General features: G+C 66.4%; 12 protein-coding genes. 7 read left to right on the forward strand and 5 right to left on the reverse strand.

The features are described 5' to 3' along the window. Positions 1-92: 92 nt before the first annotated feature. The gene (locus tag OU682_RS10025) at positions 93-1025 is read right to left on the reverse strand and encodes an aminotransferase class I/II-fold pyridoxal phosphate-dependent enzyme (protein WP_268941963.1); all 933 of its coding nucleotides are present in this window, start codon (positions 1023-1025) and stop codon (positions 93-95) included. A 204-nt stretch (positions 1026-1229) separates the two neighbouring features. Here OU682_RS10025 and OU682_RS10030 point away from each other — a divergent pair, with 204 nt between their 5' ends. The 7 genes from OU682_RS10030 (at position 1230) to OU682_RS10060 (ending at position 6360) form a co-directional block, all read left to right on the forward strand. Continuing rightward, positions 1230-1733: a type III secretion system chaperone family protein gene (locus OU682_RS10030; RefSeq protein WP_268941964.1), complete on the forward strand. Its 504-nt coding sequence runs from the start codon at positions 1230-1232 to the stop codon at positions 1731-1733. 34 nt (positions 1734-1767) lie between these two features. Beyond that, positions 1768-2583, forward strand: a complete 816-nt coding sequence (gene proC, locus OU682_RS10035) for a pyrroline-5-carboxylate reductase (RefSeq protein WP_268941965.1) — start codon at positions 1768-1770, stop codon at positions 2581-2583. Continuing rightward, positions 2580-2912, forward strand: coding sequence for a tRNA-binding protein (locus OU682_RS10040; protein WP_268941967.1), 333 nt, complete (start codon positions 2580-2582; stop codon positions 2910-2912). The genes proC and OU682_RS10040 overlap by 4 nt, the downstream gene beginning before the upstream one ends. Further along, positions 2912-3862 carry a 2-hydroxyacid dehydrogenase gene (locus OU682_RS10045; RefSeq protein WP_268941968.1) on the forward strand — a complete coding sequence of 317 codons (951 nt, stop codon included), beginning with the start codon at positions 2912-2914 and terminating at the stop codon, positions 3860-3862. The genes OU682_RS10040 and OU682_RS10045 overlap by 1 nt, the downstream gene beginning before the upstream one ends. 77 nt (positions 3863-3939) lie before the next feature. Continuing rightward, the gene (locus OU682_RS10050; protein ID WP_268941969.1) at positions 3940-4143 is read left to right on the forward strand and encodes a CsbD family protein; all 204 of its coding nucleotides are present in this window, start codon (positions 3940-3942) and stop codon (positions 4141-4143) included. A gap of 103 nt (positions 4144-4246) precedes the next feature. Next, positions 4247-5209 carry a magnesium transporter CorA family protein gene (locus OU682_RS10055; RefSeq protein ID WP_268941970.1) on the forward strand — a complete coding sequence of 321 codons (963 nt, stop codon included), beginning with the start codon at positions 4247-4249 and terminating at the stop codon, positions 5207-5209. A gap of 92 nt (positions 5210-5301) precedes the next feature. Continuing rightward, the gene (locus tag OU682_RS10060) at positions 5302-6360 is read left to right on the forward strand and encodes a DUF475 domain-containing protein (protein WP_268941971.1); all 1059 of its coding nucleotides are present in this window, start codon (positions 5302-5304) and stop codon (positions 6358-6360) included. 45 nt (positions 6361-6405) lie between these two features. On the opposite strand, the gene OU682_RS10065 is transcribed toward OU682_RS10060, so the two are convergent. The 4 genes from OU682_RS10065 to OU682_RS10080 all read right to left on the reverse strand — a co-directional run bounded on the left by OU682_RS10065 (position 6406) and on the right by OU682_RS10080 (position 9932). After that, positions 6406-6687, reverse strand: a complete 282-nt coding sequence (locus OU682_RS10065; protein WP_268941972.1) for a protealysin inhibitor emfourin — start codon at positions 6685-6687, stop codon at positions 6406-6408. 36 nt (positions 6688-6723) lie between these two features. Continuing rightward, a complete protein-coding gene (locus OU682_RS10070) occupies positions 6724-7821 on the reverse strand; it encodes a M4 family metallopeptidase (protein ID WP_268941973.1) in 1098 nt (365 codons plus the stop codon). 71 nt (positions 7822-7892) lie between these two features. Beyond that, on the reverse strand, positions 7893-8876 hold the full coding sequence (locus tag OU682_RS10075; protein WP_268941974.1) for a DUF808 domain-containing protein: 984 nt from the start codon (positions 8874-8876) through the stop codon (positions 7893-7895). 99 nt (positions 8877-8975) lie between these two features. After that, on the reverse strand, positions 8976-9932 hold the full coding sequence (locus OU682_RS10080) for a Bug family tripartite tricarboxylate transporter substrate binding protein (RefSeq protein WP_268941975.1): 957 nt from the start codon (positions 9930-9932) through the stop codon (positions 8976-8978). Positions 9933-10044: the final 112 nt, after the last annotated feature.

Below are 10044 nucleotides of genomic sequence, written 5' to 3' on the forward strand. Positions count from 1 at the left end.
CTTTTCCCGCAGCTTACACATTGTGAAGCGCCGCGCGAGAAGGAAAGCCGGCGCCGCGGTGACGGTGGCTCCGGCGAGGGTCCTGCCTAATTCTAGCGCAGGGGGGTGGCCAGGCGATCCCACTCGGCGGAACTGACGGGAATGCCCAGCCGCAGCCAGGTCGCCGACCAGGGAAACCGCCGCGCCCGGACATGCGCGCGCGCCAGGCGGTCCTGCGCGGCAGCGGCGTCGCCGGTGTCATACAGCCGGAACAGATGCGTGCCCCCTGCCGGGCGCCAGCCGGCGGCACTGGCAAGCCTGTCCAGGCGCAAGGCGGCCTCGGCCAGGTAGAGGATCGTGTCGTCGGCCCAGGGCCGGTCGGCCATCGCCAGCGCGCCGATGTGCAGGACGCGCCCGCCGACCGGCCGGGAAGCAGACAGACGGCCCCGCAGGGCGGGATTCGCCAGCACGAAGCCAAGGCGCAGTCCCCAGAGTGGGCCAAGGCTGCGTAGGACCAGGGCGTTCGGCGGCAGGGCCGGGGCAAGCGACAGGTCGGGGCGGGCGTCCGCAAGGCTTTCATCGACGACCAGATACCCGACGCTGCGGGCCAGCCGCGCCAGCAGGTCGGGGCTCCATTCGCGCCCGTCGGGGTTGCCGGGGTTGGCGACAAGGGCCAGGTCCGCGCCCGCCGCCCCTTCGGCGGTCGGGACCTGGGCCACCTTCCAGCCCGCCGCACGCAAAAGGGTGGTGTGGCGCTGTTGGCCGGGCGCAATCACGGCGGCCCGGCCTGCGGAAAACAGCCGGGGGATCATCGCCGCCGGGGCGCCCGCGACAGGCAGGACCTGCGCTGGCAGGCAGCCGAACCACTCGGCGGCAACGCGGATCAGCCGCTCCTGCGTTGCCATTCCGGGGTCGCGCACGGCGTCAGGCGGCAGGTCGGGCACCGGCCAGGGGCGGCGGTTGATTCCCTTCGACAGGTCGATCCAGTCGCCTGCGCCAGCCTGCGCGGCGGCCTTCTCGATATCGCCTAGGTCCATGCGCTGCATCTTGCCGACCTTGCCGGAAAACGGATGCACTTGCCTATCCCCAAGGCCAGTTTTCCACAACCTTTCGGGCAAATCCGCTTTACAGCAGCCCCAAACGCGCCCACGATATCTTGTAGGAACATAGGGGCACCCATGCCCTGTCTTGTTCTGCAACCAAGGGTTAGCGGCGGCAGAATCGCTTCCCGTCTGAGGCAGGATGTTGAAATGGCACAAACGGAAGCAGTGATTCCGACGGATGAGATCCATCCCATCGACATCGTCGAGGCAGTGGCCGCCCATCACGACTGGGAATTCGACCGCCTGACCGACGACCAGATCGCCATGACGGTGGAAGGGCAGTGGCGCAGCTATTCGCTGACGCTTGCCTGGTCCGCCAGAGAGGCCGTGCTGCGGCTGATCTGCACCTTCGACCTGGACCCGCCCGCCGACCGGCTGCCCCTGCTCTATGAAACGCTGAACCTTGCCAATGACCAGGTCTGGGACGGCGGCTTCACCTTCTGGTGCAAGCAGCGGCTGATGGTCTGGCGCTATGGCCTGGTGCTTGCGGGCGAGGCATTCGCCTCGGCCGAGCAGGTGGACCAGATGATCAGCAACGCGCTGATCTCCTGCGAGCGGTTCTACCCGTCGTTCCAACTGGTTGCCTGGGGCAACAGCAGCCCCGCCGCCGCGCTGGACATCGCCCTGGGCGAGGCCTACGGACGGGCATAAGGGGCGCTGGCCCCGCTGTGCGATGGGGGGCCGGATGAGCGATTTCGACGATATCAACAGGCGCGGACTGGTGCTGGTCGGCTGTGGCCGGATGGGCGGCGCGATGCTGCGGGGCTGGCTGGCGCGCGGGCTGGAGCCGGGCGCGGTGACGGTGATGGACCCCCGGCTTGCGCCCGAATGGCAGAACAAGGGCCTGAACGTGAATGCCGCGCTGCCCGGCGATCCCGCCGTGCTGGTGCTGGCGGTCAAGCCGCAGATGATGGCCGAGGCCCTTGGCACCCTGCCGGTGCTGGGCGACACGCTGGTCCTGTCGGTCGCGGCGGGCACCACCATCGCGACCTTCGAGGCCGCCTTCCCGGGCGCCGCCATCGTCCGCGTGATGCCGAACACCCCCGCCGCCATCGGGCAGGGCATCAGCGCCATGATCGGCAACAGCCGCGCAACGCCTGCACATCTGGATCTGGCCGAGACGCTGATGGCTGCCGTGGGCCGCGTCGTGCGTCTGGACCACGAGGACCAGATGGATGCCGTCACCGGCCTGTCGGGCAGCGGCCCGGCCTATGTCTTTCACCTGATCGAGGCGATGGCGAAGGCGGGCGAGGCGCAGGGCCTGCCCGCCGCGCTGGCACTGGAGCTGGCCCGCATGACCGTCGCCGGGGCAGGGGCGCTGGCCATCGACGCGGACGAGGATCCGGCGGTCTTGCGCGAAAACGTCACCTCTCCCGGCGGGACGACGGCTGCGGGGCTGCGGGTCCTGATGGACCCGGAAACCGGCCTGCCGCCCCTGATGGCGCGCACGGTTGCGGCCGCCACCGAACGCGGGCGCGAGTTGGGACGGACCGCGCAATGACCATCAGCTTCGACGACTTCATGAAGGTCGATATCCGCGTCGCCACCATCACCCGCGCCGAACCCTTCCCCGAGGCGCGCAAGCCCGCGATCAAGCTGTGGCTGGACCTGGGCGATCTGGGGGAACGCAAGTCCTCGGCCCAGATCACGCGGCATTATGAACCGGATGCGCTGGTCGGCAAGCAGGTGCTCTGCGTGGTGAACTTTCCGCCGCGCCAGATCGGCCCCGTCCGCTCCGAGGTCCTGGTCCTGGGCGTCCCCGACCCTGAAGGAGAGGTCGTGCTGATCCGCCCCGACCTGGACGTGCCGAACGGAGGAAGGCTCTATTGATGAAGCTGCTTGTTACCCGGCTGATGACGGATCGCGCCACCCAGGCAATCCGCGACCGTTTCGATGTCACCTTCAACGACGACGATACCCCGCTTGGGCCCGCCGAGGCCGCGCAGGCGCTGGCCGACTACGACGCGATCATGCCGACCTTGGGCGATGCCTTTCCCGCCGAAGCCTTCCGGGACAAGCCGCGCTGCCGCGTCATCGCGAATTTCGGGGCGGGCTTTAACCATATCGACGTCAAGGCAGCCGCCGCGGCGGGCGTTGTCGTCACCAACACGCCCGATGTCGTGACCGACGCCACCGCCGACATCGCCATGACCCTGATCCTGATGACCATGCGCCGCGCCAGCGAAGGCGAGCGGATCCTGCGACGGGGCGAATGGACCGGTTGGAAGCCCACTCAGTTCCTGGGCGCGCAGGTGACCGGCCGCACCCTGGGCGTGATCGGCATGGGCCGCATCGGCCGCGCCATCGCCCGGCGCTGCCATTGGGGCTTCGGGATGGGGGTCGTGTTCTTCAACCGCTCGCCTGTAACCGACCTGGACTTTCCGGCCCGCCAGATCCCTGACCTGAACGGGATGCTGCAACAGGCCGATGTCGCCGTCGTGGCCGTTCCCGGGGGCGCGGGCACACGCCACCTGATCGGTGCGCAGCAGATGGCCGCGCTTGGGCCCGAGGGCTATCTTGTCAATATCGCGCGGGGCGACGTGGTGGACGAGGCGGCCCTGATCGACGCGCTGACCAGCCGCCGGATCGCAGGGGCGGGGCTTGATGTCTATGAACGCGAGCCCTTTGTTCCCCAGGCCCTGCTGGATGCCCCGAACGCCACGCTGCTGCCGCATCTGGGCACCGCGACCGACGATGTGCGCACCGACATGGGGCTGCGCGCGCTGTCCAACCTGATCGCCTTCGCCGAGGGCCGCCTGCCTCGCGATCAGGTGAACTGAGGCCCTTGGCGGGTCAGGAACCGCCTGCTTCCGTTCGACGTTGGCTAAACATATGATAGCTATAACGGAGGCATGACATGAACTGGGATATCATCCAGGGCAAGTGGAAGCAGGTCAAAGGTTCGGTCCAGGAAAAATGGGGCGAACTGACCAATGACGAACTGGACCAGATCAACGGCAACAAGGACCAGTTGGCCGGCAAGCTTCAGGAAAAATACGGCTGGACCAAGAACGACGCCGAGCGCGAGATCGACGATTATTTCCGCGACCGCACGTTCTGACGCCGCCTTGGCTTGAACGCGAAAGGGTGCCTGCAGGGCGCCCTTTTTCTTTGCCTCCTGCCGCGCTACCAAGGCCGGAGATCAAGGGCCGGGGTTCGCTGCCATGATGTATTCCTATGTCGTCCGCCAGGGGCGCATCACCCGTCAGGACAAGGGCGCCGCTCTTGCGGATGCGATCTGGATCGACCTGATCGCCCCCGACCCGACCGAGATGGCCCTGCTGCGCGACCTGGGCGTCGACGTGCCCACGCTGGCCGACATGGAGGAAATCGAGATCTCGAACCGCCTCTACCGCGAGGAGGGGCTGGACTACATGACCGCCGTGCTGCCGGGCGAGCGGGGCGATGGCGAGCGGGTGGTGATGCCCGTCAGCTTCATCCTGTCGGCGCAGCGGCTGGTGACCGTGCGCCACCATTCCCCGCGCCCCTTCCTGACCTATCCCGAACGGGGGGAACGATCGACCTTGGGCTGTTCCACCCCGCACCGCCTGTTCATCGGCCTTGTCGAGGAAATCGTCGCGCGCCTGGCCGATCTTCTGGAGGGCTCGGGCCGGCTTCTGGACGACACCACGCAGACGGTCTTCGAGACACGCAGCGTGCGCGGCCAGGGTGCCCATCTGCAGGCCGCGCTGCGCCATGTGGGACGCGAGGCCGAGGCCATGGCCCGCATCCGCCTGTCGCTGCTGACGATCGAGCGGATGCTGGCCTTCTATATCGCCGCCATCGACGAACAGCCCGAATCCGCCCGGCTGCGCCCGGTCATCAAGGGCCAGCTTCGCGACGTGCAGGCGCTGGAGGTTCATGCCGACTTCCTGGGATCGCGCGTCAGCCTGGCGGTGGACACGACCCTGGGCATGATCAACCTGGAACAAAGCAACGCCGTGCGCATCCTGTCGGTGGTCGCCGCGCTGTTCCTGCCGCCCACGCTGATCGCCAGCATCTATGGCATGAACTTCGACGTGATGCCGGAACTGCAAAAAAGCTGGGGATATCCCATGGCCCTGGGGCTGATGGTCGGGACCGCCGCCGCCACCTGGCTGGTGCTGCGCTGGAAACGCTGGCTGTAGACCGGCGCAGGCCTGCGCCGAACCGGCCCAGGGGTCCCTTGGCGGCCTTGGACCATCCGCCCACTGGGTGACGCCGAACAGGAGGCAAATCCATGCGCTCGTCCTTGTCCTATCTGCGCTGGCCGCTGATCGTCACAGTCATTGGCGTTCTTCTGGCCGGGTGGCTGGGCTATCGCTTCACCGGCTCCATGGCGGGGGCGGTGTCCTTCCTGACGATCGCCCTTGTTCTGGCGGTCCTGGAGATTTCGCTCTCGTTCGACAACGCCATCGTCAACGCCAACAAGCTGAAGGAGATGGCGCCGAAGTGGCAGCGTCGCTTCCTGACCTGGGGCATCATCATCGCGGTCTTCGGGATGCGGGTCATCTTTCCGCTGCTGATCGTGGTGATCGCCGCAAAGATCGGACCGGGGGCCGCAATCCGGCTGGCCGCCACGAATCCCGACGAATATTCGCGCCTGATCCACGAAGCGCATCTGCCGATCGCCGCCTTTGGCGGGGCCTTCCTGATGCTGGTGGCGTTGAGCTTCTTCTTCGACCAGTCCAAGGAAGTGGACTGGATCGGCAAGATCGAACGCGCCCTGCGGCGTTGCGGGTCGGTCCGCGGGATGGAGGTCGGTTTCGTGCTTATCCTGATCCTTGTCTTTGTCTGGCTGCTGCCGACGCAGGAAGAGCACACCTTCATGTTCAGCGCCATCTGGGGGATCGTGACCTTTCTGGCCGTTGACGCGCTTGGCCATGTCCTGGATCGCTGGGGTCAGACGCAGGATGCCAATCGGGGGGCGGCGCAGGCGGGTCTGGGCGGGTTCCTGTATCTCGAGGTGCTGGACGCCTCGTTCAGCTTCGACGGGGTGATCGGTGCCTTTGCGTTGACGCAGAACCTGTTCCTGATTGCCATCGGCCTGGGTATCGGGGCCATGTTCGTCAGGTCGATGACGGTGATCCTGGTCGAACGCGGCACCCTGGCCGAGTTCCGCTATCTGGAACACGGCGCCTTCTGGTCGATCCTGATCCTGTCGATCCTCATGTTCGGCCAGACAATGTGGCACCTGCCCGAGGTCGTCACCGGCCTTCTGGGCGCGGTCTTCATCGGCACGGCCTTCGTCAACTCGATTATGTGGAACCGCCGCCACAAGGGCGAGGCGCATCACTGATAACCGGCCGCCGCATGAAGGGGCGCGGACTGGTCCGCGCCTTTTCTACATCTGGTCGATCAGGTCCAGCATTTCGGGCGGGATCTGCTGTTCCCGCAGCGTGAAGCTGTGGGACTGGCGATCCTCGGTCACGGTGATGCGATAGGTCATCCGGTCGGCGCAGTTGCCGCAGGGCTGACGGGCAAGGCGGGCCAGCTCGTCGGGCTCGAAGGCCTCGGACAGCTCCTGCCGCATTTGTTCTGGCTGGTCGGACACGTCGATGGTCTTGCACAGGTTCGCGGCCGTGACGCCGCCAAAGCCGCCCTGTGCCGCGATTTCGATGATCATGGCGATGACCCCCCGCTGAATGGGGGGAATCTAGGTCTAGATCGCGATTCCGACAAGTTTCCAGGCGCGGCGCAGCATCACAGTCTCGATGCTGCCACGGCTGGTCAGTTCGGTGGCGGCTTCCACGGTCAGGTCCGCCCAGTCCAGAAAGCTTGCCATCGGGTTGTTCAGGGTCTGCAGCGCGCGGTACCAGACCTGGCCCGGCAGTTCCCAGGCCCGCCCGCCAAGGTAGGCGCAGAACAGATAAAAGGCATGGTTCGGAATCCCCGAATTGATATGCACCCCGCCATTGTCGTCGCTGGTCGTCACGAAGTGGTCCATGTGCCAGGGCTGCGGATCCTGGCCCAGCAGGTCGTCGGAATATGCGGTGCCCGGCGCCTTCATGCTGCGCAGCGCGGCTCCGTTGATGCCCGGCCCAAGGATGCCCTTGCCCACCAGCCAGTCGGCCTGATGCACTTCCTGCCCCAAGGCGCGTTGCAACGCGAGAGAGCCGAACACATCGGCGATGCTTTCGTTCAGCGCGCCCGACTGGTTTTCATAGATCAGGCCGCCGGAATGCTGGATGACGCCATGCGCCATCTCGTGCCCGATGACCGACAGTTCCAGGAAGGTCCGGAACACCTTGCCGTCGCCGGTGCCATAGGCCATCTGCGTGCCGTTCCAGAAGGCGTTGTTGTAATCCTTGCGGTGATGGACGGTGGCGATCAGGGGCATCCCTTGGCCATCCAGGGAATTGCGGCCGTATTCCTCGGCGAACAGGGAAAAAACCTGCCCCGCGGCGTTATAGGCGGTGTCGGCGTCCGGAATGCCCGTGGGACCATCGCCTTCCGACCGGATCAGCTTGCCAGGCAGCGCGGCCTTGAACTGGCCGTCATGGATGCGCCGGTCGGGGCAGCACAGATCCTCGACCGGGGCAACGGCGGCCTTTGTGGCGCCGCCGAAGGGCTGCGCCGGAGGCAGGCCGCCGTGGTTCAGTTCGGCCCGTTCGTCGCGCAGCTTTTCCGTCTGCTTCAGCAGCGTCCGCGCCATCTCGGCGGTCTTGGGATCGCCGCGCAGGGCGAGAACCCGCAGCATGTAGGGCGGAACGATGCAGGTGATGGGATGGTGGTGCGAACAGTTCAGCGAAAAGCACATGAGGCGAATCCCGTTCTGGAAACTCGCCTCATTCTAGCATGGGTCGAATGTGAACGAAACGAGAACGTAACCTAGGCCCTGCGCAGCCGGGCCACCAGCGGAAGAAGCGTCGCCTGCAACAAGGGATTGATGACCCACTGGGCAAGGGGGATCAGGACCAGCCCCAGGACCAGTCCGAAGATGCCATCGAAGAAGGCGGTCACAACCCAGGCTGCCAGTCCGGGGGCCTGCGGAACCGCGTGGGCCGCAGCCTCGGCCTGGTGGTGAACCCAGTCATAGGGGCCATGCAAGCCCAGTTCGGCAGCGCCGTGCAGCACGATCTGCCCGCCGACCCAGATCATCGCCGCGGTGCCGACGATCGTCAGAATCTTCATGAAGTAAGGCATGACCTCGACGATGCCGCGGCCCAGAAGGGCGACCAGCCCCCGCCGCTGCGTGGCCAGGTGGACGCCCGCATCGTCGGCCTTCACAATCAGCGCGACAAAGCCGTAAACCGCCACGGTGATGCCCACGGCCACCACGGCCAGGATCAGCGCCCGCATGAACAGGCTGTCATTCGCGGGAATGGTCGCCAGGGCGATGGTCATGATCTCGGCCGACAGGATGAAGTCGGTCTTGATCGCGCCGGCGACGCGCTGTTCCTCCAGTGCGGCGCCGTCGGAATCGGGATGGGTATGTTGCTCGCTGGCATGGGTATCGCCATGGCCCAGGGCGCAGACGACCTTTTCCGCGCCCTCATAGCACAGATAGGCGCCGCCCAGCATCAGCAGGGGCGAGATCGCCCAGGGCGCAAAGGCCGAGAGCAGCAGCGCCACCGGCAGCAGGATCACCAGTTTGTTGAACAGCGACCCGCGGGCGATCTTCCAGACGATGGGGATTTCGCGGCTGGCGTCGAAGCCGTGGACGTATTTCGGCGTCACCGCCGCGTCGTCGATCACCGCGCCAGCCGCCTTGGCGCCCGCCTTGGCAGCCTGACCGGCGACATCGTCGATCGACGCCGCCGCGACCTTCGAAATGGAGGCCACATCGTCCAGAAGTGCCAGAAGTCCGCTCATCCGATCCTCATCCTTGCTGCGGGCTTTCCAGCTGCCCGCCATCCGGCGCGATCCTGGACAGGATCACACCGGATGCAAACCCCTCCGGGCCTATATGGTTCAATCCATGCTGACGTTTGCGTCCTTGACCACCGGCTCCCACTTGGCCATCTCGGTCTTCACATGCTCGGCCAGTTCCTCGGGGGTCGAGGCGACGATGGTGGCGGAAAACTCGGCCATCCGTTCGGCGACGGCGGGATCGGCCATGGCGGCCTTGGCGGCATTGGCCAGCGCCTCGATCGCCTCGGGCGGGGTGCCCGCGGGCGCAAAGAGCGCGTTCCAGCTGTAGGTCTCGTATCCCGGCAGGGTCTCGGCGATGGCCGGAACGTCGGGGAAGCTGGCGGCGCGTTCCGCCGTGGTCACGCCAAGCGCGCGCAGCTTGCCGCTGCTGATATGGCTTGATGCCGAGGGCAGGTTGTCGAAGATGATCGGCACCTGGTTGCCCAGCACATCCGTCAGCGCCGGGCCCGAGCCCTTGTAGGGGATATGGTCGATCTCGATCCCGGCCATGGACTTGAACAGCTCGCCCGACAGGTGCAGCGGCGTGCCGTTGCCCGAGGACGCATAGGCCAGCGGTTCGGTCTTGGCGAGGTCGATCAGCTCCTGCACCGTGTTCACCGGCAGCTCCGGGTTCACCGCCAGCACGTTCGGGACCAGCACCAGAAGCGAGACCGGGGCGAAGTCCGCCACCGGGTCGTAAGGCTTCTGCTTCAGGATCAGCGGGTTCAGCGCATGGGTGGCGACCGTGCCCATCAGGATCGTGTAGCCGTCCGCATCCGCCGCGGCCACCTGCTGCGCCCCAAGGGATCCGCCCGCGCCGCCGACATTCTGGACGACGATCTGCTGGCCCAGTTCCTGGCTCATCCGCTCGGCCACGATGCGGCCCACCACATCGGTGGACCCGCCGGCGGCGAACGGGATCACCAGCGTGACGGAGCGTTCGGGAAACTCGGCGGCGGCGGTTCCGGCAAGACCAAGGGCAAGGGCGGTCCCCAGCAGGACGCGGCGGGTGATCATGGATAGTCCTTTCATCGTGGTAGGGCTTTCAGGCGTCGCTTTCGGTGAAGACTTCGTCGCGGCGCTTGCGGATCTGGGGCAGGAAGACCAGCACCAGGATGGCCACCGACAG

This window comes from Paracoccus benzoatiresistens, assembly GCF_026913015.1.
GTDB lineage: Bacteria > Pseudomonadota > Alphaproteobacteria > Rhodobacterales > Rhodobacteraceae > Paracoccus > Paracoccus benzoatiresistens.

What these genes read in the sequence shown, in the direction of transcription:
- OU682_RS10025 (WP_268941963.1), bottom strand. Translation starts at nt 1,025, where the DNA reads ATGCAGCGCATGGACCTAGGCGATATCGAGAAGGCCGCCGCGCAGGCT.
- OU682_RS10030 (WP_268941964.1), top strand. Translation starts at nt 1,230, where the DNA reads ATGGCACAAACGGAAGCAGTGATTCCGACGGATGAGATCCATCCCATC.
- proC (WP_268941965.1), top strand. Translation starts at nt 1,768, where the DNA reads ATGAGCGATTTCGACGATATCAACAGGCGCGGACTGGTGCTGGTCGGC.
- OU682_RS10040 (WP_268941967.1), top strand. Translation starts at nt 2,580, where the DNA reads ATGACCATCAGCTTCGACGACTTCATGAAGGTCGATATCCGCGTCGCC.
- OU682_RS10045 (WP_268941968.1), top strand. Translation starts at nt 2,912, where the DNA reads ATGAAGCTGCTTGTTACCCGGCTGATGACGGATCGCGCCACCCAGGCA.
- OU682_RS10050 (WP_268941969.1), top strand. Translation starts at nt 3,940, where the DNA reads ATGAACTGGGATATCATCCAGGGCAAGTGGAAGCAGGTCAAAGGTTCG.
- OU682_RS10055 (WP_268941970.1), top strand. Translation starts at nt 4,247, where the DNA reads ATGATGTATTCCTATGTCGTCCGCCAGGGGCGCATCACCCGTCAGGAC.
- OU682_RS10060 (WP_268941971.1), top strand. Translation starts at nt 5,302, where the DNA reads ATGCGCTCGTCCTTGTCCTATCTGCGCTGGCCGCTGATCGTCACAGTC.
- OU682_RS10065 (WP_268941972.1), bottom strand. Translation starts at nt 6,687, where the DNA reads ATGATCATCGAAATCGCGGCACAGGGCGGCTTTGGCGGCGTCACGGCC.
- OU682_RS10070 (WP_268941973.1), bottom strand. Translation starts at nt 7,821, where the DNA reads ATGTGCTTTTCGCTGAACTGTTCGCACCACCATCCCATCACCTGCATC.
- OU682_RS10075 (WP_268941974.1), bottom strand. Translation starts at nt 8,876, where the DNA reads ATGAGCGGACTTCTGGCACTTCTGGACGATGTGGCCTCCATTTCGAAG.
- OU682_RS10080 (WP_268941975.1), bottom strand. Translation starts at nt 9,932, where the DNA reads ATGATCACCCGCCGCGTCCTGCTGGGGACCGCCCTTGCCCTTGGTCTT.